We start from the raw sequence: 24328 nt of genomic DNA, 5'->3' as shown, positions 1-24328 counted from the left end.
CTCCTTTCAATCAATCGAGTTCATCGGCAGCGCTGCCGCTGCTGTCACCAAAGCTCAGGCCGTGTTTGCGCAACTTGTCGTGCAGGGTTTTGCGTGGCAGCCCCAGGGCTTCGGCGAGGCTGCGCACGGAGCTGTGAGGCCGGGTCAGCTCTGCCGCGATCAAGGATCGTTCGAAGCTTTCAACCTGCTCGCTGAGCCCGCCTCCGGTGGTTGGCATATTAGGAACTTCATTGCCTTCAAGGGCCAGTTCCAGGCCAAGGGCAAAGCGCTCGGCGACGTTTTGCAGTTCGCGCACATTGCCCGGCCAGATGTGCCGCAACAGCAGGGCGCGTTGGCCCGGTTGCAGTTCGTGTTTGGGCAACCCGTGGCGAGTGCTGGCGGAGTCGGCGAAGTGCTGGAACAGCATCAACGCATCTTCGCCACGCTCGCGCAGCGGTGGGATTTTCAGCGGCGCGACATTCAGCCGGTAATACAAGTCGGCGCGGAAGCGTCCTTGATCGGCAGACTGACGCAGGTCTTCTTTGGTCGCGGCAATTACCCGGATATCCAGTGGGATCTGCTGATTGCCACCCAAGCGCTCGACCACGCGCTCTTGCAGCAAGCGCAGCAATTTGACCTGTACCTCCAGGCTCATGCTCTCTATTTCATCGAGAAACAGCGTACCGCCGTTGGCGAATTCGAACTTGCCGATCCGGCGTTTTTGCGCGCCAGTGAATGCCCCCGGTTCGTGCCCGAACAGCTCGCTTTCGACGACGGACTCGGCCAGAGCGCCGGCGTTGATCGCGACAAAAGGTCCTGCGCGGCGGTTGGACAGGTCGTGCAAGGCGCGGGCAACCACTTCTTTGCCGGTGCCGGTTTCACCGAGTATCAGCACGTCGGCCTTGGTCGCGGCCAAGGCGCCGATCTGCTCACGCAGACGCAACATTGGCGCGGACTGGCCGACCAGGCGTGTACTCAATTGCGTACGATCACTCAAGGCCAGGCGCAGGCTGCGGTTGTCCAGCACCAGGCTGCGCAGATCGAGCGCGCGGCGCACGCTGTCGAGCATCGCGTCGCTGGAGAACGGTTTCTCCAGGAAGTCATAGGCGCCGGCGCGCATGGCTTGCACCGCCAACGGCACGTCGCCGTGACCGGTCATCAGCAGCACGGGCAGTTCCGGGTCCTGAGTATGCAGTTGCGTGAGCAGTTCGAGCCCGTCTATGCCCGGCATGCGGATATCACTCACCACCACGCCCGGCCAGTCGCGCTCAATGCGACTCGCCAGGCCCTTGGCGTCGGCCAACGCCAGAACGTGCAAGCCGGCAAGGTCCAGGGTCTGGCTGAGGGCGCCTCGCAGATGCGGGTCGTCGTCGATCAGCACCACCTGAATTCGGCTGTCGATGGCGTGGTCCGTACTCATGCAGATAGATCCTCTGGCGGTTGAAGATTGACCCCGGACGCCCCGGCCCGCAGGTGCAGGGTCAGCAGGGCGCCGCCGTCGGGATGATTGGCGAGCAGTAGCTCGCCGCCCAACGCGCGCATCAGCGTATCGCAAATCGCCAGGCCGAGGCCCAACCCCTGGGTTCGGGTCTTGGTGGTGAAAAACGGCTCGCGGGCACGGGCCAGTGCTTCTTTGGAAAACCCCGGGCCATTATCGCGGATATACAGATTGACGCCTTCGGGGGTCTGTTCGGCACTCAGCCAGAGCTTGCGCGGCGGACCTTTTTCGGTGAGCGCATCAAGGGCATTGGCCAACACGTTGCCGAGTACCTGACGCAAGCGGGTTTCACCGGCCTGAACCCATAATGTCGCGTCCGGCAGGTCGCGGATCAGTTCGACTTCCATCGCCCGACGGCGTTTGGACAACAGCGCCAAGGCATCGTCGAGTGCCGGTTGCAGGGCGACACTTTCCGGCGCATGCCGGTCGCGTCGGGCGAAAGCGCGCAGGTGGGCGATGATCGAGGCCATGCGCCCTGTCAGTTCGCTGATCAGCTTGAGATTGCCCCGGGCGTCTTCGGTGCGTTCGTGATCGAGCAACACTTCGGCGTTTTCCGCATAGCTGCGGATCGCCGCCAGCGGTTGATTGAGTTCATGGCTAATGCTGGCGGACATGGTCCCGAGTGCCGAGAGTTTGCCGGCCTGCACCAGTTCGTCTTGCGCGCGGACGAGTTCCTGCTGTGCCTGCTCGCGTTCCAGCACTTCTTGCTTGAGTCGGCTGTTCAGGCCTTCGAGGTCGGCGGTACGTTCGATTACGCGGATTTCCAGCTCGCGACGGGCCTTGGCTTCGAAGGCAATGCGGTCCAGGTAATGGCGTCGGCGTTGCATCATCAGGCCCAGCAGCAGCATCAGCACCAACAGGGTCGCGCCGCCGACAGCGACGGCGGTGCGCACCGGTCGGTCGACCAGCCCGCGTGGGGCAAGGATGTTCACGGTCCAGCCGGTCTCGTCGATCTGCTGGGTTTGCGTCAGCCAGGCCTTTTCGTCGAGGATCAGCGGCTTCGGGTTCCGGGTCGGATAGGGCTGGATGGCGTTGATGGCTTGCTGTTCGTCCTGGTTCAACGGACGGGTCGCACGAAAGCGCCATTCAGGGTTCGAGGTCAGGATCACCACGCCATTGTGATCGGTCAGCAGCAATTGCTCCGGGGTCTTGCCCCACAAGGTCTCGGTGCGATCCAGATCGACCTTGACCACCAGCACACCGATCACCTTGTCGCCATCGTGCACGGCACCGGCAAAGAAGTAACCGCGTTTGGCCGAGGTCGTGCCCAAGCCGAAAAAGCGCCCCAGGCGGCCGGCCATGGCTTCACTGAAGTAAGGACGAAAGGCAAAGTTGCGGCCCACGAAACTGTCGTGTTTGTCCCAGTTGGACGCTGCCAGCGTATTGCCGCCGGGGTCCATCAGGTACATCACCTCTGCCCCGGTCTGTTCGCATATATCCTTGAGCAACCGGTTGGCGTCTTCCAGGGTGACCTTTTGCTCCGGGTTCGCCAACACCGCGCGCAGGGCTGGCAGATCGCCGAGAATTTGTGGCAATACTTCATAGCGATGCAGGGTGCCGAGCAGGTTGGCGACGTAGAGATCAAGCGTCTGGCGGTTCTGGCTGACCAGCTCATTGCGGTAATAGCGTTCGGCCAGATGCTGCAGTGGCCACAACAGCGGCGCAAGACAAAGCGCCAGCAACGCAAGGCTACGCCAGCGGGGGCGTCGGGCAACGGTGGACGTCGTGATCATAGAAATGCGCCAGATGAGGTTCGCCTGACACGGATTATTTGCAGGCGCTGACGTGTCTGCGAACGCGGTGCCTCAGGCACTCCGCGTGACGCCGTTCGCAGACACGTCAGCGCCCACGCCCTCCGGGCAGAAGCTGATCAACCCATTATGCCTACTGCTGACCGGCTAAGCACTCCAGCAACGCGTGATGCCAATCAGGCTGCTGCACCTGCCATTCGCGGTGCAGAAGACTGCAATCGAGGCGTGAGTTCAGCGGGCGTTCGGCGGGAGTCGGGTAGGCGCTGGACGGAATCGCTTCCAGCGTCGCGCAAGGCTTGCCTTGTTTGATCAGTTGCTCACCAATGGCCTGAGCAAAACCGAACCACGACGTCTCGCCGCTGGCGGTCAGGTGATACGTACCCCAGGCGCCAGCCTGTCCGTCGCGCCAGCGTTCGATCAGCAAACGCGTGCTGTGGGCGATGGTGCCGGCCCAGGTGGGTGCGCCGATCTGGTCCGAGACGATGCGCAACTCTGCCCGCTCTTGCAGCAGGCGTTGCATGGTCAGCAGGAAGTTGCGCCCGTGCAGGGAGTAAACCCAACTGGTGCGCAGGATCAGGTGCTTGCCACCCACCGCAGCAATCGCCTGTTCGCCTGCCAGCTTGCTACGGCCATACACACCCAGCGGGTTTGGCACATCCTGCTCGGTATAGGCCGAGTCTTTTTTGCCGTCGAACACGTAATCGGTGGAGTAGTGAATCAGGGGGACGCCCAGCCGATCAGCCTCTTCTGCGAAAATGCCGGGTGCCGTGGCATTGATCGCGAAGGCCAGCTCGGGTTCGTTTTCAGCCTGATCAACGGCGGTGTGCGCTGCCGCATTAATCATCAAGTCCGGACGTAGTGCACGCACGTGGTCACGAATGGCCTCGGGCTGGCCAAGGTCCAGTTGATCGCGTCCCAGCACGTGCAGTTCGCCGAGATCAGCCAGGCTTTTCTGCAGCTCGCGTGACACCTGACCGTGCTGTCCGCTGATCAGTATCTTCAGGGGTGGTGTGGAGGATTGCGTCATGAGAACAGCTCAGCCTCGTTCAGGCTTCTGCCGTTTTGATCCTTCTCCGACAGTTTCGGGATGTCGGTGAGCTGCCAGTCGATCGCCAGGTCCGGGTCATTCCAGCGAATGCAGCGCTCGGCACGAGGCTGATAGTAATCGGTGGTTTTGTAGAGGAATTCGGCGTAGTCGCTGAGTACCAGGAACCCATGGGCAAAGCCTTGCGGGATCCATAACTGACGGTTGTTTTCGGCGGAAAGCAGGACGCTGGCCCAGCGCCCGAAGGTCGGCGAGCTGCGGCGAATATCCACCGCGACATCCAGCACTTCCCCCGCCGTGACCCGAACCAATTTGCCTTGGGCTTGTTCCAGTTGGTAATGCAGGCCCCGCAACACGCCCTTTTGCGAGCGTGAATGGTTGTCCTGAACGAAGTCCGCGTCTATGCCTGTGTCTTGTTTAAAGTCGCGCGCATTGAAGCTTTCATAGAAAAACCCGCGCTCGTCGCCAAATACTTTGGGCTCCAGAATCAGGACCCCAGGCAGCTCAGTCGGCACCACCTTCATTATTGGTATTCCCCGGCAAGCTTGAACAGGTATTGGCCATAGCCGGTCTTGCCGAATGCATCGGCGCGATTGAGCAGGTGCTCGCGGTCGATCCAGCCGTTCTGGAACGCGATCTCTTCCAGGCAAGCCACTTTCAGGCCCTGACGATGTTCGATGGTCTGAACGTACTGCGAAGCTTCCAGCAGGCTGTCGTGGGTGCCGGTATCAAGCCAGGCAAAGCCCCGACCGAAGCGCTCGACCCGCAGATCGCCGCGTTCCAGGTAGGCGTTGTTGACGTCGGTAATCTCCAGCTCGCCACGGGGCGAAGGTTTCACCGCTTTGGCGATCTCGATAACATCGTTGTCGTAGAAATACAGACCGGTCACGGCGTAGCTGGATTTCGGCTTTTTCGGTTTTTCTTCGATGGACAGCGCACGGCCACTCTCATCGAAGTCAATCACGCCAAAACGCTCTGGATCCTTGACCCAGTAACCGAAGACCGTTGCGCCTTTAGGGTGCTCGGCGGCACTTTGCAGCTGCTCGCTGAAATGCTGTCCGTGGAAAATGTTGTCGCCCAGAATCAGGCACACAGGGTCATCGCCGATGAACTCTTCGCCGATCAGAAACGCCTGGGCCAGGCCGTCCGGAGTGGGCTGTTCCTTGTAGTGAAAATGCACGCCAAACTGGCTGCCATCACCCAGCAGGTTGCGATATTGCGGCAAGTCCTGCGGGGTGGAAATGACCAGAATTTCACGGATGCCGGCCAGCATCAGCACCGAGATCGGGTAATAGATCATCGGTTTGTCATAGACCGGCAGCAATTGCTTGGAAACACCAAGGGTGATGGGGTGCAGGCGCGTGCCCGAACCGCCAGCCAGAACGATGCCTTTCATCATGCGATCAAATCCTTTAGGTCAGTGAATCCCAGTCGTTCGCCTTGGTAGCTGCCGTCCTGGACCCTGCGGCACCAGTCTAGGTTATCCAAATACCACTGCACGGTTTTGCGCAGACCCGATTCGAATGTTTCTTCAGGTGTCCAGCCCAGCTCGCGTTCGATCTTGCTGGCGTCGATGGCGTAGCGCATATCGTGGCCCGGGCGATCGGTTACGTAGGTGATCAGATCAGCGAAATTCGCTACACCTGGCGGGTGCTCTGGCGCCAGCTCTTCAAGCAGCGCGCAGATGCCGCGCACCACATCGATATTCTTTTGCTCATTGTGGCCACCGATGTTGTACGTCTCGCCGACAACACCCTCGGTGACCACTTTAAGCAGCGCCCGGGCGTGATCTTCAACATACAGCCAGTCGCGCACTTGCAGGCCATTGCCATACACCGGCAGCGGTTTACCCGCCAATGCGTTGAGGATCACCAGCGGGATGAGCTTCTCCGGGAAGTGGAACGGCCCGTAGTTATTGGAGCAGTTGGTGACAACGACCGGCAAGCCGTAGGTGCGATGCCAGGCCCGAACCAGGTGGTCAGACGCCGCTTTGCTGGCCGAATACGGCGAGCTCGGTGCGTAAGGCGTGGTTTCGGTGAACAGGTCGTCGACGCCGTGCAGGTCGCCGTACACCTCGTCGGTGGAAATATGGTGGAAGCGGAACGCCGCACGTTCGGCTTCAGGCAGCTTGCCCCAGTAGGCGCGTGTGGCCTCGAGCAGGCTGTAGGTGCCGACGATGTTGGTCTGAATGAATTCCGCCGGACCATCGATAGAACGGTCAACGTGGGACTCAGCAGCCAAATGCATAATCGCGTGGGGCTCGAAACGTGCCAGCACAGCGCTGACGGCGGCTTGATCAACGATATCGGCCTGCACAAACTCATAGCGGGTGTTGGTCGCAATGCTTTGCAGCGACTCCAGATTGCCAGCGTAGGTCAGTTTGTCGTAATTGAGGACTTCGTGATCGGTGTTCTGAATCAGGTGACGGATCAGCGCCGAACCGATAAAGCCGGCACCGCCTGTAACGAGTATTCGCATGGGTTTGCCTTCTTCCTTGGATGGACGTTAAGCGGATGAGACATAGCTTGTCGGCAGGAGAGGGTCGGTGCAAGTGCGATTGATCGAGAAACGGCTACAAAGCCATGAAAAAAACACATGGGGAGCGGGCGGTGCGCCATAAAACTGTCGCGGCTGAAGTCGGTGACCATAAACGCCTAAATTTTTTGAGTTTTCCCGCGAGTTAAGTGCGGCGAAAAAAACGCTGAAGATCGCCGGCGATCCTGTAGATACCGTATTAACCCTTAATGAGCATGCCCCCTACGTCCTCTCTGCCGTTCATAGAAGCCGTTCATTTCTTCCTCATGGTGGTTTTTTCTGAACACACCCCTTGCGCATCGCCCAGCCAACTGGCGATATAGGCCGCTAATAAGAACCGTTGAGGTCGTTATGCCGCTCGCCACGTTGATTCATCGTTCCAGTCTGCCGTGCCCGGAAGTCAGCGCCGAGCAGGCGTTGCTGTTGCTTGAACAGCATTACGGGTTGAGCGGGACGCTCAAGGAGCTGGGCAGTCAGCAGGACCGTAACTACCTGCTCGACAGCGCTCAAGGGCGCTATGTCTTGAAGATTTGCCACGGTGATTATTCGCTGCGCGAGCTTCAGGCACAGCACGCGGCGCTGGGGCATTTAGGGGCGAAGCCAGGGTTGCGTGTGCCTCGGGTGATGGCGGCCAGCAACGGTGAGGAATTGCTCTCGCTGGAGATCGGTGGGCGGGCTGTGCAGGCGCGGTTGCTTGAGTTCATCGACGGTCAGTCGTTGGCCCATTTGCCCCACCTGAGCCGCGACGTGGTGGTGGGGTTGGGCGAGCTGTGCGCTCAGGTCGATCAGGCGCTGGCGAGTTTTCAGCACGCGGGCCTGGAGCGAACGCTGCAGTGGGACCCGCGGCATGCCGATGCGCTGATCAAGCATCTATTACCGGTCATCAAAAACCCCGAAGAGCGCGCCTTGCTTGCACACGCTGCCGAGCAGGCGCAGCACCGCTTACGGCCGCTGGTGGCGAAGCTGCCGGTGCAGGCGATTCACCTGGATATCACCGAATACAACGTGGTTTGGGAACGCGATCAGCAACGCCAATGGCAGTTGCAGGGCTTGATTGATTTCGGGGATTTGGTCACTACCTGGCGAGTTGCCGATCTCTCCGTGACGTGCGCGGCGTTGTTGCACCATGCCGATGGCAATCCGCTGTACATCCTGCCGGCGATTCAGGCGTATCAGGCCATCAACCCGTTGCAACCCGAAGAGTTGCAGGCGCTGTGGCCATTAATCGTCGCGCGGGCGGCGATTCTGGTGCTCAGCAGCGAGCAGCAGGCCAGCATCGAACCGCATAACACCTACATCCAGGCCAACTTGCAGAGCGAGTGGGGCATCTTCGATGTGGCCACTTCGGTGCCTCTCGAATTGATGGAAGCGGCGATTCTGGCCAGCGTCGGGCTGGCTCAGCCCGCAACCCGCGTCGAGTCGTTCTTGCCTCTGCTGCCTAGCCTGAGTGGTCGCGAATTTACACCTGTCGATCTGGGCGTACTCAGCACGCACTTCACCGCTGGCAATTGGGAGCAGCCCGGTATCGATGAGCAGTTGTTGCTTGAAGCGGGCATCAAAAGCGGACTGGCCTCCACCCGATACGGCGAATATCGCTTGTCGCGCACCGTCCCCGACAGCGCTAAAGAGCCTGACACCTGCGCCTTGCATGTCGAACTGCATGTGCCTTCGGGCACTGCGCTGCACGCGCCATTCGGCGGTACGTTGCGCCTGACCGCTGATGCTGCGCTGTGGCTGGTCGGCAAGCAGATGAATCTGCGCGTGTGGGGCGTGACCTCGGCGCTGGACTCAGGGTGTGCCGTGCGTGCAGGTCAGGAGATTGGCCAGAGCAGCGGCTTGTTGATGGTCCAGCTGTGTCGCACGACCGATATCAGTCCGCCGTTGTTCAGTACGCCTTCGTGGGCGCCGGCCTGGCAAGTAGTGTGCCCTTCGCCCGCCGCGTTACTGGGATTCGATTGCGATGCGCCGCCGATTGAAGACTCAGCGAAGCTGCTGGCACGTCGCGATGCCAGCTTCGCCCGGTCGCAGAAGCACTATTACCAGGATCCGCCGCAGATCGAGCGGGGCTGGCGCAATCACCTGATTGATATGCAGGGCCGGTCTTATCTGGACATGCTCAACAACGTCGCAGTGCTGGGGCATGGGCATCCGCGCATGGCCGAAGAATCTGCACGTCAGTGGTCGTTGCTCAACACCAACTCGCGCTTTCACTACGCGGCCATCGCCGAATTCTCCGAGCGCTTGCTGGAACTGGCGCCGGACACCATGGACCGGGTGTTTCTGGTCAACAGCGGCACCGAAGCCAATGACCTGGCGATTCGCCTCGCCTGGGCTTACAGCGGCGGGCGCGACATGCTCAGCGTGCTGGAGGCGTATCACGGCTGGTCGGTGGCGACCGATGCCATCTCCACCTCGATTGCCGACAACCCGCTAGCCCTGAGCACCCGGCCTGATTGGGTGCACCCGGTGACGGCGCCGAATACCTATCGCGGTGAGTTCCGTGGCAGCGACAGCGCGCCGGATTACGTGCGCAGCGTAGAACACACGCTGGCGAAGCTGGTCGGGCAGGAACGTCAGGTCGCCGGGTTCATCTGCGAGCCGGTGTACGGCAACGCGGGCGGAATCTCGTTGCCACCGGGCTATCTGCAGCAGGTATACGCCAAGGTCCGCGCCCAGGGCGGGGTGTGCATCGCGGACGAAGTGCAGGTCGGTTACGGCCGTTTGGGCCATTACTTCTGGGGTTTCGAAGAGCAGGGCGTGGTGCCGGACATCATCACCATGGCCAAGGGTATGGGCAACGGCCAGCCATTGGGTGCGGTCATTACCCGTCGGGAAATTGCCGAAGCGCTGGAGGCCGAGGGTTATTTCTTCTCATCGGCGGGCGGTAGTCCTGTCAGTTGCCGCATCGGCCTGGCTGTACTGGATGTGATGGACAAGGAACAGCTGTGGGAAAACGCCCGAGTGGTGGGCGGTCATTTCAAGGCGCGCCTCGAAGCCTTGATCGATAAACATCCATTAGTCGGTGCGGTGCATGGCTCTGGCTTCTATCTGGGCGTGGAGCTGATCCGCGACCGTGAAACCCTCGAGCCTGCCACTGAGGAAACCGCCTACCTGTGTGATCGTCTACGTGAGTTGGGGATCTTCATGCAGCCGACCGGTGACTACTTGAACATCCTCAAGATCAAGCCGCCGATGTGCACCACCCGGCAGAGTGTGGATTTCTTTGTGGATACGGTGTCGAAGGTGTTGGACGAGCTCGGCTGAGTCGAATTCATTCGCGAGGGGGGAGACAAGGAAATCAAGCCTGATAACCGATTGTTATCGATCTAAAAGGCTAATTATTTTTGCATGCCGTCTAATTAACCTTCCAAGGCCGATTTTTATCGGCTATAAAGCTCCCAAGATTGTCACGGGCCGTCTGCTAAGGTGATGGCCCCACCGCATTTTCCCAGGAGGAGATTTCCATGAGCCGTATCGTTACCGTCGCCGCCACCCAGATGGCCTGTTCCTGGGATCTTGAAGCAAACATCGAAACCGCTGAAAAGCTGGTGCGCGAAGCCGCTGCCAAAGGCGCGCAGATCATCCTGATTCAGGAGTTGTTCGAAACCCCGTATTTCTGCCAGAAGCCGAACCCGGACTATCTGCAGTTGGCCACGTCCATGGAAGAAAACGTTGCCATCAAGCACTTCCAGAAAATCGCCAAAGAATTGAACGTCGTGCTGCCGATCAGCTTTTTCGAACTGGCGGGACGTGCACGCTTCAACAGCATCGTGATCATCGACGCTGACGGCACCAACCTCGGGATTTATCGTAAAAGCCACATCCCGGATGGCCCTGGCTATCACGAGAAGTACTACTTCAACCCGGGCGACACCGGCTTCAAAGTCTGGCAAACCCGTTACGCAAAAATCGGCGTGGGCATTTGCTGGGATCAGTGGTTCCCGGAGTGCGCCCGCAGCATGGCGTTGCTGGGCGCGGAAATCCTGTTCTACCCAACGGCCATCGGCAGCGAGCCGCATGACAAGACCATCAGTTCCCGCGACCACTGGCAGCGTGTGCAACAAGGCCATGCCGGCGCCAACCTGATGCCGCTGATCGCCAGCAACCGTATCGGTAACGAAGAGCAGGACGGCTACGACATCACGTTCTACGGCTCGTCGTTTATCGCTAACCAGTTCGGCGAAAAAGTCGCAGAGCTCAATGAAACAGAAGAGGGCGTGCTGGTTCACAGCTTCGACCTCGACGAACTTGAGCACACCCGTAGCGCGTGGGGCACTTTCCGTGATCGTCGCCCTAACCTGTACGGCGCGATCAAAACGCTCGACGGTTCCCTGGAGTCCTGATCGCCATGACCACGCTGAAAAGCACACCGCGCGCCGATGGCTTCTACATGCCGGCCGAATGGGCGCAGCAGACCCAGACCTGGATGATCTGGCCCGAGCGCCCGGACAACTGGCGCCTGGGCGGCAAGCCGGTACAGAGCGCCCATGTCGCTTTGGCCAAAGCCATCGCGCGTTTCGAACCGGTGACCGTGGGTGTTTCTGCCGCGCAGTACGACAACGCTCGTGCGCGCCTCGATGTGCCGAACATTCGCGTCGTTGAGATCAGTAACAACGATGCCTGGATACGCGATACCGGGCCGACCTTCGTCATTAATGACAAGGGCGAAGTGCGCGGCGTCGACTGGGGCTTCAACGCGTGGGGTGGTTTCGACGGTGGACTGTATTCGCCGTGGAACCTCGACGAGCAGGTGGCCAGCAAGGTGCTGGAAATCGAACGCAGTCCACGCTATGTGACCGAAGGCTTTGTGCTTGAGGGCGGCTCGATTCACGTCGACGGCGAAGGCACGCTAATTACCACCGAAGAATGCCTGCTCAATCGCAACCGTAATGCGCACCTGTCTCGCGAAGAGATCGAAGCGGTGCTGCGTGATCATCTGGCGGTAGAGAAGGTCATTTGGTTGCCGGACGGCCTGTACAACGACGAAACCGACGGCCATGTGGATAACTTTTGTTGCTACGTGCGTCCCGGCGAAGTGTTACTGGCGTGGACCGATGATCCAAAAGACCCCAACTACCCACGTTGCCAGGCGGCAATGCGTGTCCTGGAGCACGCGCGCGACGCCAAGGGCCGCCCGTTTATTGTGCATAAAATGCCAATCCCCGACCCGCTGTTCGCCACCGAAGAAGAGTGCGCAGGCGTCGATCAGGTGCACGGCAGTCAGGAGCGCAACCCTTTTGTGCGGCTGGCCGGCTCCTATGTCAATTTCCTGATCGTCAATGGCGGCCTTATTGCGCCTAGCTTTGACGACCCTCTCGACGAAACGGCGCGTGAGATTTTGCAGCGTTTGTTTCCGGAGCATGAGGTCGTCATGGTGCCGGGTCGCGAACTGTTGCTGGGTGGCGGGAATATCCATTGCCTGACGCAGCAGCAACCGGCTCCGCACAAGGGCTGAGTTGGTCTTGTTCTTGCTTTCTAAAGCCCATCAATCGATGGGCTTTTTGTTGACGTCAAATCGCTGACCTGCACTGTCCTTCGCGGCGCTGTCATAAAGCACAGGTACATTTAGCCGCTCAAGACTCAAGAGGTTGTCCCCATGAACGCAGGTATTGAGCAGCCCCTTGCTCGTAGTTTGTCTGCAAGTAGCGAATCACGCCAGTTGATGGCGGACTGGTTAAGGACAACCAGAAGATCCCAGGCGCCGGAGCCTGATTCACGACAATTGCTGCAGGCTCGCTACCCGGTTGGGCTGATCAGCGACGCCGAGCTGGATGTATTGATACTGATTCTGGATCATTGAGTTTTCAAAATTGACACCCCGGCCAACCCACGGCTAGGATTCGCGCCCGCCTGTGGCTACCCGCCATGTACGTAGCATCAGTAGTCCACTGCGATGATTTCGTGCGGGCCTTCTGAGTCGGTCCGATTGACCAGACTCAAAGGCCGCAACCCCTGTTCGGCCAAGGCCACAGCGCGTGATCAACTCGTATTAAGGAAAACAAGATGTTGAATGTACGTATTGGCGTGATCGCCTTGGGCGTCATGTGCGCCACTCAGGCTATGGCCGATGGACAAGCGGATTCCAAAGGGTTTGTCGAAGACAGCAGCCTCAACCTGCTCTTGCGCAACGCTTACATCAGCCGTGATTACAAGAACGGCGTTCAGGACAAGGCCGAATGGGGCCAAGGCATTACTGCCGATTTCGCATCCGGTTTCACCCAAGGCACTGTCGGCGTGGGCGTCGATGCATTCGCGCTGTACGGCGTTCGCCTGGACGGCGGCAAGGGCAAAAGCGGCCGAGCCGGTATCGACTTCTTCAAGCAGGGCGACAGCGGCGAAGCGGCTGGCGACCTGTCCAAAGGTGGCGCAGCGATCAAGGCACGTTTCTCCAATACAGTGATCAAGTACGGCGATCAAATGCCGTCGCTGCCGGTATTGAGCTACGACAACTCGCGCCTGCTGCCGGAGAGCTACACCGGCACGCTGATCACGTCCAAGGAAATCAAAGGCCTTGAACTGAACTTGGGTCGATTCACCGCTGAATCTCGTAAAAGCGCCGAAGGCCATGACAGCGGCGATCTGAAGAAGATCGACGTCTACGGCGGTAGCTACAAATTTACCGACAGCTTCAGCGCCGCGTTCTACGCGTCCAACGATGAAGACGTACTGAAGAAGCAATACCTCAACCTCAACTACGTGGTTGCACTCCAGAACGATGAGTCGCTGACGTTCGATTTCAACGGGTACAAAACCCGGCTGGACAAAGATTTCGCCGTTGACGACGCGCGCGACAACAAAATCTGGAGCCTGGCGGCGACCTACGCCCTCGGTATCCATTCCTTCACCCTCGCTCACCAGCGCAGCACCGGCGATACCGGCTACAACTACGGCGGTTATCGCAACGCGGGCGGTACGGGGGACGGCGGCAACACCATCTACCTCGCCAACTCCTACTGGTCTGACTTCAACGCCAAAGACGAACGTTCCTGGCAACTGGGTTACGGGATCAACCTGGGCACGCTCGTGGTGCCAGGGCTGACCTACAAAGTCGCCTACGTACGTGGCGACCACATCGACGACGGCACTGGCCGCGGCAATGGCGAAGAGCGCGAAATCTTCAGCCAGCTGCAATACGTCGTACAGGCTGGCCCGGCGAAAAACCTCTCCGTGCGCCTGCGCAACTCCTTCTTGCGCGTCTCGGACAACGCCAGCGCCTACAACGACGAAGGTAACGAAACCCGTATCTTCGTCGACTACCCGATCAACATTTTCTGATGCTTGAACGTGTGAAGCGCTGATAAAAACGCCTCGAGTTGATCGGGGCGTTTTTGTGTGTGGGGTGTATCAAATACAAGGCCGCAACCGCCTTCGCCTTCGCCTGTAGATGCAGCCATCACGCATTGATGGCGACAACTCATGGCGCTCGTTACCATGCGCACATCCTCTCGCTCCCGGTCACCGCAATGGCCCTCGCTGCACCGCCCGACCTTAGTGACACCGCCGTCCCCGTGCAGCCTCTGGCGCGGACGTACCCGCGTGGCCTGTACATCGAGCCGCACGAGCATGTCTGGGGGCAGGTGCTGTACGCCATGTCCGGCGTCATGTGGCTTGAAACCCCAAACGAAGCGCTGGTCGTGCCGCCGCAACGTGCGGTGTGGTTACCGCCGGGCGTGATACATGGGATTCGGGTGGTGTCGGACCTGGAAATGCGCAACATCTACCTGCGCCCGGCGATTGCCGCGACGCTGGAAAGTACCGTGCAGGTCATCGAAGTCGGGCGCCTGCTGCGTGAGCTGATCCTCAATCTGGTGGGGCAGGCTCAGGCTCAAGAGGGGCAGGATCAACAGGGCCAGGACTATTACGACGCGGTCGTAGGCCTTGCGTTGCTGGAGTTGAGGCGAGCCAGGCGCACCGTACTGAAAATCCCCATGCCCGATAGCTCCGACCGTCGCCTGATCAACCTGTGCCAGGCGGTAATGGCGTCGCCCTCGCTGGATGTGTCTTTCGAGCAGCACGCGGAAAATGCTGGCGCCAGCGTGCGTACGTTGGCGCGTCTGTTTCAAGCTGCGCTGGGCATGGGCTTCGCTGAGTGGCGGCGACAGGTGCAATTGGCAACGGCGGTCGCCGAGCTGATTCAGGGGGTGCCGATCAGCACCATCGCGCGTGATCTCGGTTATTCGCCCAGCAGTTTCAGCGATATGTTCCGTCGTGAACTTGGCATGAGTCCTTCGCAGTACCCGGTCGGCGAAGGTGCGGTCTGACGACGGTCTGCGCGATTGTCTGACGTTGTTTGGCAGTAAAACAGAAGCAGTTGACCGACAGCTATCTGCGCTCCCTCCTACACTCTGGACACCTAAAACGCGGTCGTCAGCCCCATGGCGCAACGCGACACCCAGAGATGGAGCCCCTCATGAATGCCCTGCAATTTGCCAAAACCGGCGACCTCGCGGCCCTGCACTACCTCAACGTGCCCAAGCCCACTCCTGCTCAGGGCGAAGTACTGATCCAGGTGAAAGCCGCCGGCCTCAACCCCAGCGACGTGAAAAACGTACTCGGGCGCTTTCCCTACACCACCCTGCCGCGCATCCCCGGTCGGGACTTTGCCGGTATCGTCGTGGAAGGTCCGCAGGCACTGATCGGTCAGGAAGTCTGGGGGACCGGTAAAGAGCCGGGCTTCTTCCGCGACGGTTCGCATGCGGAGTATTTGACCCTGCCCGCCAAAGGCGTCGCCCTCAAACCCAAAGCCTTGAGCTTTGCCCAGGCTGCCAGCCTCGGCGTCCCGTTCACCACTGCGTGGGATGCACTGGAACGTAGCCTGGTGACCGCTGACACGCGCCTGCTGGTGATCGGCGCCAACGGTGCAGTCGGCAGCGCCGCCCTGGCCTTGGCAAAAATCCGTGGTGCCCACGTGCTTGGCGCAGTGCGTCGCCCCAAGCACGTTAAAGCGCTCAACGACCAAGGCTTCAACGCCATCCAGCTCGACACACCCGAAGACCTCGCCGCCAGCGTCAACGCAGTCTTCACCGGCGGCGCCGACGTCATCTTCGACACCACGGGTTTCTGGCTCCCTGCCGCCGTCACTGCCCTGGCCCCTTTCGGCCGCATCGCCATCATCGCTGCGCCTGCGGATGGGCACGTGCACCTGCCTGCGTTGGCGCTGTATCGCAAAGGCGGGTCTGTTGTGGGGATCAACTCATTGCTCTACGGGACAGAGGCGTGCGCCGGGATGCTCGATCAATTCGGGCGGTTTTTTGATGAAGGATTATTGCCCTTGCCGACCGGGTTGTTTGAGTCGCCATTGAGTGAGGGACTGGCGCGGTATGAGGAGGTTAATAAGGGGAGCGGAAACAAGGTAGTTCTGCTGCCTTAAGACGGGGGCCAGAGGCCGGTTTGCCGGCCTCAAAACGCTGCGCCAGGGATTGTTACCGTTTCGGTAAAGAACATTATGCTTCTTTTGGGTATAACTAAATAACCATCCTTGTAAACTACGCACATTCCCTAGCACACGAACCCCGCAGGGATGGTACTTCGTGTTAGACCTAACTCTAAACGGTTTAACAACTTCTTCCGCCTCCTCGGCAAGTGAAGTCAGTCAGTTGTGATTGATTTAAAGGCCTGTAAATAAAATGAAAAGCTTAATCGTACTTGCGTTGGTCGGTTTCTCTACAATCGCCGCTGCTGACGAAGTGCAAGCTGTTAACAACGCAGCTGTTGAACAATACACGTACTCCATGAAACTTGATGTTGCTAAAGTTATCAGCATGGATGCGGTTCCGGATACCTGCGGTGTTGTTCCAGTGCACATGACTTACGAAGACCATCAAGGTCAGCGTCACACCCTCCAATACAGCGTGATGGGTAACGGCTGCTCAAACGGCTAAGCCTCACGCTTCAAGCAGAGCTGTGACCCAAGCCCCCTCTTATGAGGGGGCTTTTTGTTGTGCGCTCGTTAAGGCCTACGTCCTCGGCAACGGCTGCTGGTCATCGTCCAGCGCATAGACCACGCCGCTGGCTGATCGGCGCAAGGCCCGGAAAAACACCGCCTCAGGCATTGTTACCGTTTCGGTAAAGAACATTATGGTTCTTTTGGGTTTAACTAAATACCCACCCTTGTAAACTAACCCCATTCCCTGGCAAACGAAACAAACAGGGAGTGGTACTTCGTGTTAGACCTCACTCTAAACGGTTTAACAACTTCTTCCGCCACGTTGGCAAATGAAGTCAGTCAGCTGTGATTGATTTAAAGGCCTGTAAATAAAATGAAAAGCTTAATCGTACTTGCGTTGGCCGGTTTCTCTACACTCGCAGCTGCTGGCGAAGTGCAGGCTGTTAACGCGTCAGCCACTGAACAGTACACGTACGCTACGGAACTTGATGTCGCTAAAGTTATTAGCATGGACTCGGTCCCGGACGCATGTGGTGTCGTTCCAGTGCAGATGACCTACGAAGACCATCAAGGTCAGCGTCACACCCTCCAATACAGCGTGATGGGTAACGGCTGCTCAAACGGCTAAGCCTCACGCTTCAAGCAGAGATGTGACCCAAGCCCCCTCCTAGCGAGGGGGCTTTTTGTTGTGCGTGGCGGAAAGGCATCAAGGGTGCAGAGATCTGAAATTTAAGTAGGACGGATCGCAAAGTGCTTTCGCGCTGGGATTAAGGGCGTGCCTTACCCGTAGACTCGGAGCGTGGCATGAGGCCACTCAGCGACTAAGGACGGCAGATGTATCAATACAAGATGGTTCAGGTTCCACCCAACATCGAAGTAAAGGTCAAAAACACAGGCACTGAAGCCGCTGTGTATCTGGAGTCGATCGCCAACCAATACGCAGAACAGGGTTGGGAGTTCTACCGCGTAGACAGCGTTGGCGTTCAGATCAAGCCCGGGTTTTTTGAAGCGCTTTTTGGAAAAAAAGCCGATTTCAGCGCCTACTACGTCATTACCTTCCGCAAGCCTCGGTGATGACTCGGCTGTTACTGGCGCTCATACGCCTGTATCAAGCCGTGGCCCCTCAGAAGTTGAGAGGGGCCTGCCGGTTTGAGCCGTCGTGTTCCTGCTATGGCACGTTGGATATTGAAAAATACGGCCCCTGGAAAGGTAGCCGGATGACGTTCAATCGTATCTGTCGATGCCGAATTCCCAACGGTGGAGAGGATTACCCTTAAGCTTTCCAGAGAAGTCGTGCCGATGCCGAGCCATTCCTTCCGTGCTCGTCGACGCCATTCGAGCGTGTAAAAACTACATTTTAGAGGGTCGCAATGAGTCCGAGTTTCCAGCCTTCACGCCGAGTCGCAGACGCCGTCGCCCTGACGACAACGCTTCACGCCGATCAAACCCGCAAAGCCACCGGTATTCCCTATTTGTCCCACCTGATGGGTGTCGCATGCCTGGTGATGGAGCACGGCGGGGATGAAGATCAGACCATCGCGGGCCTGCTCCACGATGCAGTGGAAGATGCCGGCGCGCATGCCGAAGCACAGATCCGAGCGCAGTTCGGCGAGCGGGTCACCCGCATCGTGCTCGGCTGCACCGATGGCGTACCGGATGAACATGGCGAGAAGGGTGATTGGCATACCCGCAAGCAGCGCTATTTGGACCACCTGCACGATGCGTCCGCGGAGACCTTGCTAGTCTCCGGCTGCGACAAACTGCACAACGCTCGCTCAATCGTGAGCGATCTCAATACCCATGGCCCCAAGATGTTCTCTCGTTTCAACGCGGGGAAGGACGGCACCCTTTGGTACTACGATCAACTGGCAAGCGTCTTCCAGACTCGCCTGCCAAGCCCGCTCGCTGATGAGCTGGCCCGCACGGTTGCCGAGATGAAGCGTTTGGCGGACTGACGTTGGCTGACAGAACCCCAAAACGAAAAAACCCGCCAGAAGGCGGGTTTTTCGGGGGTTCCAGAGATTTTGAAAGCCTTCTCTGGAACCTTGTATGGTGCCGGCACCAAGAGTCGAACTCGGGACCTACTGATTACAAGTCAGTTGCTCTACCAACTGAGCTATACCGGCGTTATGGGCGCAAAGTATATCCAGATTTTTTGGGTTGTAAACCCCTAGCTGACTGATTCGATTGCAAAAACTTTCAGCGGTGGGCTTTTTCGCGGCTTCTGTCCTGCTGCCTTCCTGATCCGCCCTGGCCAGTGGGGGTTTTTCCCTTGTTTTGATCAGGGGTGTGCAGGGTGTATTGGCTTATGTACTGCCAGTAAAACAATGGCTTTGTGGGCCATATTCACTTTTGCTGGAATGCTTATGCACAATCGGAGCTAGGGATGGAGAGCGAAAGTCTGATTTTGTGGAACCGTTCTCAACTGCCGCAACTTGCTGTTTTTTCGTTGGTTTAAGGTGTGATCGAAAATTGATCAATGGCTGATTTAGCTAGCACGCTACGGTTTTCGTGCGTTTCCAGAATTGTTATCAACAGACTTATCCACAGGTTGGGCGCGGATGAGTGGAGTATTCAGGCTGCTCCATTCACCCGCGCGTTTGTATCAGCGACCTTGGCAGGCGTCCACGCGCAGTACGCGTTCCAGTAGCTTGAAGCCGCGTACCAGGACGTAAGCCATCAGCAGGTAGAACATCCCGGCGGCGAAGAAGATTTCGACCGGCAGGTAGGTTCTGGCGATAATGGTGCGCGCCATGCCGGTCAGTTCCATCAGGGTGACGGTGCTGGCCAGCGCGCTGGCTTTGAGCATCAGAATCACTTCGTTGCTGTAGGCCGGCAGCCCGATGCGCGAGGCGCGCGGCAGGATGATGTAGAACAGGGCCTTCCACTTGGACATGCCCAGCGCCCGCGCCGCTTCGATTTCACCCGGCGGGATGGCCTGGATCGCGCCCCGCAGGATCTCGGCGATATAGGCTGCCGTGTGCAGGGTCATGGTGACGGTCGCACACCAGAACGGGTCGCGCAGATACGGCCACAGCGCGCTCGCCCGCACCGAGTCGAATTGCGCCAGCCCGTAATAGACCAGAAACAACTGCACCAGCAGCGGCGTACCGCGGAAGAAGAAAATGTACGCGTACGGCAAGGCGCGTACGGACAAATGCCGTGACGAGCGCGCGATGCCCAGGGGTATGGCCAGAATCAGCCCGGCGACCACTGCGATGGCGACCAGCTCCAGGGTCAGGGTTGCGCCCTGAGCCAGCCTTGGCAGCCATTTGATGATGACTTCCCAGTTCATGACGAACTCCTCAAGAAACCGCGTGCGGCGCGTTTTTCCAGCAGGTACATGCCGATCATCGCCAGGACTGTCAGCCCCAGGTACATGAAGGCGGCGACCATATAGAAGGTGAACGCCTGTTTGGTGAAGCCCACGGCGATCTGCGAGTGGCGCATGATTTCTTCAAGGCCGATCACCGACACCAGTGCGGTGTCCTTCATCAGGATCATGAACAGGTTGCCCAGGCCGGGCAGGGCGATGCGCCACATCTGCGGCATGATCAGTTTGATGAAGATCCGCGAGGTGGACATGCCCAGCGCCATACCGGCTTCGCGATGACCTTTGGGGATGGCGAGGATGGCCCCTCGGAACACTTCGGTCGCATACGCGCCAAAGCACAAGCCGAGCGCGATGACGCCCGCCGCGAAGGCGTTTAGCTCAAGGTCGGGTTTGCCGAGTGCTTCGCCGATGCTGCGCATCAGGTTGACTGTGCCGAAGTAGATCAGCAGGACCCAGAGCAATTCCGGGATGCCACGCACCAGCGTCGAGTAGGTACCGCCAAGCCATTGCAGGGACTTGTAGGGTGATGTTTTTGCCAAGGCGCCGAGCAGACCGAGCACCAGCCCCAGGCATAACGCCGACAGGGCAAGTTTGACGGTCATCAGCGCGCCAGCCGCAAGGGCCGGGCCGAATCCGTAGATATCAATGTTCATAGGCAGGCTTTGCTAGGGACCGGCACCGCGACGCTGTTACTGAATCAAGAAGCGGCGGTGCCCGTCGGGCAGGTCAGAGAATACTGAACGGGAAATACTTGTCGTTGATTTTCTTGTAGGTGCCGTCGGCGATGATGTCTTTCAGCGCTTTGTTCAGCTCCTCACGCAACGGATCGTCCTTGCGCACGGCGATGCCGATTTTGTCGTTGTCGAAGACCGGGTCGCCTTTGAATTCGAAGCCTTTGCCGGCTTCGCTTTTAAGCCATTCGTAGTTGACGAACTTGTCGGCCAGGAGTGCATCGACACGCCCGGAGGTCAGGTCGAGGTAGGCGTTTTCCTGGGTGTCATAGAGCTTGATGGTGATCACATCGGCCAGGTTGTCTTCAAGCCAGGTGCCCGCCAGCGTCGCACGCTGGGCGCCAATGATTTTGCCTTTCAGGGTCTCCTTGAGGGTGGCCTTGTCGATGGTCAAATCAGTGGTCTTGGGTGCCACGAACTGCAGTTTGTTGGAGTAGTACGGGTCGGTGAAGTCGACGGCCTGTTTGCGTTCTTCGGTGATCGACATCGATGAGATCAGGAAATTGAATTTCTTCGCGTTCAAGGCCGGGATGATGCCGTCCCAGTCGGACGTGACGATCTCGCATTCGACTTTCATCTTGGCGCAAAGGGCGTTGCCGATGTCGACGTCGAAGCCCACGACCTGGCCGCTGGCATCTTTGTTATTGAACGGCGGGTAGGCGGCTTCGATGCCCATTTTCATTTTTTCTGCGGCAAAGGCACTGGTCGCGAATGTCAGGGTGACGGCCGCGGCCAGGAGAAACTTTTTGTAGGTCTGCATGCGTGTTGCTCCGTTAGCGGTTGCTGGACATGAATTGTTTACAGCGCGCCGACAGGGGATTTTCAAACACCTGTTGCGGCGATCCCTGTTCTTCGACGAGGCCCTGATGCAGGAACACTACCTCGCTGGACACTTGGCGGGCAAAGCTCATTTCGTGGGTCACGAGTAGCATGGTCCGGCCTTCTTCGGCGAGGGCACGAATCACGTTGAGCACTTCCTGGACCATTTCCGGATCGAGGGCGGAGGTCGGTTCATCGAACAGGATTACTTTAGGCTGCATCGCCAGGGTGCGGGCGATGGCTGCGCGCTGTTGCTGACCGCCGGACAGTTGGGCCGGATACACATGGCGCTTGTCGCCAATGCCGACTTTGGCCAGCAGGGCTTCGGCGACTTCGATGGCTTCGGCTTTGCTTTGCCCCAGTACGCGACGCGGCGCCTCGATGATGTTGTCGAGTACGGTCATGTGCGGCCACAGATTGAAGTTCTGGAATACGAAGCCGATCTCGCTGCGCATGCGATTGATCTGCTTGTTGTCGGCGGCGATCAGATCGCCATTCTTGGCGGCTTTGAGTTTCAGTTCTTCACCGGCCACCAGAATCTGCCCTTGATGCGGGTTTTCCAGCAGATTGATGCAGCGCAGCAGGGTGGATTTACCGGAACCGGAAGAGCCAAGGATCGAGATCACATCGCCATCGCGGGCGGTCAGCGAAATACCTTTGAGTACTTCAAGCGAACCGTAGCGTTTGTGCAAGTTACGGATTTCCAGCGCGGGCGTGGCCTCAGCCATGTGCGGTCCTCATTGTGTTCTGTGTGCTCCTGCTATTGGCGGCCTTCCTTGGCGAGCGCCAAGCTAGCATAGCGTTTGGAAGCAAGCTTCCGGCTATCGAAGGGTTGTCGCATTGCTAACGCAGACTGTCGCGCGGATACAAACCGGGCCTCAGAAGGTGCGTTGGTCAAGCGACGGTGGGGCAAAAAAGGGCCGCGATGGTGCCAGTTTCGAGAGGGTGTTGGAAGGTTTATTGCCTCGGGGACAATTCTCTCGATCATTTCGCGCGCGCACCACATTGGGGCAACAGAAGCGCCCTGTGTGTATTTGTCATGCACGCCATCGTTAAGCGGGTGAGGCGTTCAGTAACAAATCCTGAAAAATGGCAAAAGGCCATTCCGATCAAACGCTTAGGGAACGTGGCGTGAGCGCGTATATCCGTGGGCGACGTCGTTATCGACACATTTTGGCGTAAATCTTGCGTAAAATATAAGGAACAGCGTCGTTGCTTTCTTTTTACGGGGTGCGCGACGTGTACGACGAACTGAATCTCGCTTCTTTGCAAAGGTAGTTTTAATGAGCAGTGCGCAAAACTCCAACGCCCTCGATCAGGGGCTCAAATCGCGACACATCACCATGCTTTCTATCGCCGGTGTGATTGGCGCCGGCTTGTTCGTCGGCTCCGGGCACGCCATCGCGGAGGCAGGCCCGGCTGTGCTGTTGGCCTACCTGGCGGCGGGCACGCTGGTGGTTCTGGTCATGCGCATGCTGGCCGAGATGGCAGTGGCTTCACCTGACACCGGTTCGTTCTCTACTTACGCGGACCGCGCTATCGGCCATTGGGCCGGTTTCACCATTGGTTGGCTGTACTGGTGGTTCTGGGTGCTGGTTATCCCTCTTGAAGCCAACGCCGCCGCGACAATCCTGCATGCCTGGTTTCCCGGCATGGCGATTTGGGCGTTCACGCTTGTTATCACCTTGCTCCTCACGGCAACCAACCTGTTCAGCGTGAAGCATTACGGTGAGTTCGAGTTCTGGTTTGCCCTGATCAAGGTGTTGGCCATTATCGGTTTCGTCATCTTGGGCGTTCTGGCGATTTTCGGTCTGTTGCCTGGTAGCCAGGTCAGCGGCGTCAGTCATCTGGTCGACACTCACGGCTTCATGCCCAACGGGATGGGCGCTGTGCTGGCGGCCATGTTGACCACCATGTTTTCGTTCATGGGCACTGAGATCGTTACGATTGCTGCCGCTGAATCGAAGAACCCGGCTGAGCAGATCACCAAGGCCACCAACTCGGTGATCTGGCGGATTTGCCTGTTTTATCTGGTGTCGATTTTCCTCGTCGTCGCCCTGGTGCCGTGGAATGACAGCCGTCTGACCGAGCTGGGCTCTTATCAGACCGTGCTCGACATGATGGGCATTCCTAACGCCAAACTGATCGTCGATCTGGTGGTGTTGGTCGCCGTAACCAGTTGCTTGAATTCGGCGCTGTACACCGCTTCGCGGATGCTCTTCTCCCTCGGCAAACGCGGCGATGCGCCTGCTGTTGCAAGACGCACCAACCGCAGCGGCACGCCTTACTGGGCGGTCATGCTGTCCACCTCGGCGGCCTTCCTGGCGGTATTCGCCAACTACGTCGCTCCGGCCGCAGTTTTCGACTTCCTGCTCGCCAGTTCCGGCGCCATTGCGCTGCTGGTGTACCTGGTCATCGCCATCTCCCAGTTGCGCTTGCGCCACAAGCGCACCGCCAATGGCGAGACCATTGCCTTCCGCATGTGGCTGTTCCCGGGGCTGACATGGGCCGTCATCGTCTTCATCGTCGGCGTGCTGACCATCATGCTGTTCCAGGAAGAACACCGCGTCGAAATCCTCGCCACCGGCGTGTTGAGCGCGTTGGTCATCGCAGCAGGATTGCTGGTGGCACGACGCCGCAACATCGCGATACGGCAGGGCAAACCTGTACTGAGTTAATGAGGCAGGGCTGTTGTAGGGCTCGATAAAACAAAACGGCCGCGATCAGTAATGATCGCGGCCGTTTTTGTG

Annotated in this window: 23 protein-coding genes and 1 tRNA gene; 13 read left to right on the top strand and 11 right to left on the bottom strand. The window is 58.7% G+C overall.

What is annotated here, in order from left to right; genetic code table 11:
- Nucleotides 1–10 precede the first annotated feature (10 nt).
- From AC1MEA_RS06285 to rfbB, 6 genes are all read right to left on the bottom strand, one after another.
- Nucleotides 11–1399 (bottom strand): sigma-54-dependent transcriptional regulator, encoded by a 1389-nt coding sequence (locus AC1MEA_RS06285; RefSeq protein WP_480917124.1) that lies wholly within the window; start codon nucleotides 1397–1399, stop codon nucleotides 11–13.
- Nucleotides 1396–3210: a sensor histidine kinase gene (locus AC1MEA_RS06280; protein ID WP_480917123.1), complete on the bottom strand. Its 1815-nt coding sequence runs from the start codon at nucleotides 3208–3210 to the stop codon at nucleotides 1396–1398. Before AC1MEA_RS06280 ends, AC1MEA_RS06285 begins: the two co-directional genes overlap by 4 nt.
- Before the next feature lie 151 nt (nucleotides 3211–3361).
- On the bottom strand, nucleotides 3362–4255 hold the full coding sequence (gene rfbD / locus AC1MEA_RS06275; protein WP_480917122.1) for a dTDP-4-dehydrorhamnose reductase: 894 nt from the start codon (nucleotides 4253–4255) through the stop codon (nucleotides 3362–3364).
- A complete protein-coding gene (gene rfbC, locus AC1MEA_RS06270; RefSeq protein ID WP_480917121.1) occupies nucleotides 4252–4797 on the bottom strand; it encodes a dTDP-4-dehydrorhamnose 3,5-epimerase in 546 nt (181 codons plus the stop codon). The genes rfbD and rfbC overlap by 4 nt, the downstream gene beginning before the upstream one ends.
- Nucleotides 4797–5672: a glucose-1-phosphate thymidylyltransferase RfbA gene (rfbA, locus tag AC1MEA_RS06265; protein ID WP_219063769.1), complete on the bottom strand. Its 876-nt coding sequence runs from the start codon at nucleotides 5670–5672 to the stop codon at nucleotides 4797–4799. Before rfbA ends, rfbC begins: the two co-directional genes overlap by 1 nt.
- Nucleotides 5669–6751, bottom strand: a complete 1083-nt coding sequence (rfbB, locus tag AC1MEA_RS06260; protein ID WP_449635245.1) for a dTDP-glucose 4,6-dehydratase — start codon at nucleotides 6749–6751, stop codon at nucleotides 5669–5671. The genes rfbA and rfbB overlap by 4 nt, the downstream gene beginning before the upstream one ends.
- Nucleotides 6752–7159: 408 nt before the next feature.
- Here rfbB and AC1MEA_RS06255 point away from each other — a divergent pair, with 408 nt between their 5' ends.
- The 12 genes from AC1MEA_RS06255 (at nucleotide 7160) to AC1MEA_RS06200 (ending at nucleotide 18649) form a co-directional block, all read left to right on the top strand.
- A complete protein-coding gene (locus tag AC1MEA_RS06255; RefSeq protein ID WP_480917120.1) occupies nucleotides 7160–10072 on the top strand; it encodes an aminotransferase in 2913 nt (970 codons plus the stop codon).
- Between the two features lie 200 nt (nucleotides 10073–10272).
- Nucleotides 10273–11151 carry an N-carbamoylputrescine amidase gene (aguB, locus tag AC1MEA_RS06250; RefSeq protein ID WP_449635243.1) on the top strand — a complete coding sequence of 293 codons (879 nt, stop codon included), beginning with the start codon at nucleotides 10273–10275 and terminating at the stop codon, nucleotides 11149–11151.
- 5 nt (nucleotides 11152–11156) lie between these two features.
- Nucleotides 11157–12263, top strand: coding sequence for an agmatine deiminase (gene aguA, locus AC1MEA_RS06245; RefSeq protein WP_219063773.1), 1107 nt, complete (start codon nucleotides 11157–11159; stop codon nucleotides 12261–12263).
- A gap of 141 nt (nucleotides 12264–12404) precedes the next feature.
- Entirely contained in the window at nucleotides 12405–12608 is a 204-nt protein-coding gene (locus tag AC1MEA_RS06240; protein WP_219063774.1) for a hypothetical protein, read from the top strand.
- A 203-nt stretch (nucleotides 12609–12811) separates the two neighbouring features.
- Nucleotides 12812–14083, top strand: coding sequence for an OprD family porin (locus AC1MEA_RS06235; RefSeq protein ID WP_480917119.1), 1272 nt, complete (start codon nucleotides 12812–12814; stop codon nucleotides 14081–14083).
- A 188-nt stretch (nucleotides 14084–14271) separates the two neighbouring features.
- Nucleotides 14272–15069: an AraC family transcriptional regulator gene (locus tag AC1MEA_RS06230; RefSeq protein ID WP_480918107.1), complete on the top strand. Its 798-nt coding sequence runs from the start codon at nucleotides 14272–14274 to the stop codon at nucleotides 15067–15069.
- A 149-nt stretch (nucleotides 15070–15218) separates the two neighbouring features.
- A complete protein-coding gene (locus AC1MEA_RS06225; RefSeq protein ID WP_480917118.1) occupies nucleotides 15219–16178 on the top strand; it encodes a quinone oxidoreductase family protein in 960 nt (319 codons plus the stop codon).
- Nucleotides 16179–16434: 256 nt separating this feature from the next.
- Nucleotides 16435–16689: a DUF2790 domain-containing protein gene (locus tag AC1MEA_RS06220; protein ID WP_219063780.1), complete on the top strand. Its 255-nt coding sequence runs from the start codon at nucleotides 16435–16437 to the stop codon at nucleotides 16687–16689.
- Between the two features lie 378 nt (nucleotides 16690–17067).
- Nucleotides 17068–17322, top strand: coding sequence for a DUF2790 domain-containing protein (locus AC1MEA_RS06215; protein WP_219064703.1), 255 nt, complete (start codon nucleotides 17068–17070; stop codon nucleotides 17320–17322).
- A 206-nt stretch (nucleotides 17323–17528) separates the two neighbouring features.
- Nucleotides 17529–17768 carry a DUF4177 domain-containing protein gene (locus AC1MEA_RS06210; RefSeq protein ID WP_219064705.1) on the top strand — a complete coding sequence of 80 codons (240 nt, stop codon included), beginning with the start codon at nucleotides 17529–17531 and terminating at the stop codon, nucleotides 17766–17768.
- A complete protein-coding gene (gene yidD / locus AC1MEA_RS06205; protein WP_480917117.1) occupies nucleotides 17768–17971 on the top strand; it encodes a membrane protein insertion efficiency factor YidD in 204 nt (67 codons plus the stop codon). Before AC1MEA_RS06210 ends, yidD begins: the two co-directional genes overlap by 1 nt.
- Nucleotides 17972–18064: 93 nt before the next feature.
- Nucleotides 18065–18649 carry an HD domain-containing protein gene (locus tag AC1MEA_RS06200; RefSeq protein ID WP_480917116.1) on the top strand — a complete coding sequence of 195 codons (585 nt, stop codon included), beginning with the start codon at nucleotides 18065–18067 and terminating at the stop codon, nucleotides 18647–18649.
- Between the two features lie 95 nt (nucleotides 18650–18744).
- Here AC1MEA_RS06200 and AC1MEA_RS06195 read toward each other — a convergent pair.
- The 5 genes from AC1MEA_RS06195 to AC1MEA_RS06175 all read right to left on the bottom strand — a co-directional run bounded on the left by AC1MEA_RS06195 (nucleotide 18745) and on the right by AC1MEA_RS06175 (nucleotide 22306).
- Nucleotides 18745–18820: transfer RNA gene (locus AC1MEA_RS06195), tRNA-Thr, on the bottom strand.
- 479 nt (nucleotides 18821–19299) lie between these two features.
- The gene (locus AC1MEA_RS06190) at nucleotides 19300–19989 is read right to left on the bottom strand and encodes an ABC transporter permease (protein WP_219063680.1); all 690 of its coding nucleotides are present in this window, start codon (nucleotides 19987–19989) and stop codon (nucleotides 19300–19302) included.
- Entirely contained in the window at nucleotides 19986–20681 is a 696-nt protein-coding gene (locus AC1MEA_RS06185) for an ABC transporter permease (protein ID WP_219063679.1), read from the bottom strand. Before AC1MEA_RS06185 ends, AC1MEA_RS06190 begins: the two co-directional genes overlap by 4 nt.
- 73 nt (nucleotides 20682–20754) lie before the next feature.
- On the bottom strand, nucleotides 20755–21519 hold the full coding sequence (locus AC1MEA_RS06180; RefSeq protein ID WP_480917115.1) for an ABC transporter substrate-binding protein: 765 nt from the start codon (nucleotides 21517–21519) through the stop codon (nucleotides 20755–20757).
- Nucleotides 21520–21532: 13 nt separating this feature from the next.
- Nucleotides 21533–22306, bottom strand: a complete 774-nt coding sequence (locus AC1MEA_RS06175) for an ABC transporter ATP-binding protein (protein ID WP_219063677.1) — start codon at nucleotides 22304–22306, stop codon at nucleotides 21533–21535.
- A gap of 555 nt (nucleotides 22307–22861) precedes the next feature.
- On the opposite strand from AC1MEA_RS06175, the gene gabP reads away from it, so the two are divergent.
- Nucleotides 22862–24256, top strand: coding sequence for a GABA permease (gene gabP / locus AC1MEA_RS06170; protein WP_480917114.1), 1395 nt, complete (start codon nucleotides 22862–22864; stop codon nucleotides 24254–24256).
- Nucleotides 24257–24328 lie beyond the last annotated feature (72 nt).

Source organism: Pseudomonas sp. ASL8 (assembly GCF_056680355.1).
The sequence above is the reverse complement of the archived record's forward strand: the minus strand, read 5'-3'. Positions and strand labels throughout refer to the sequence as shown.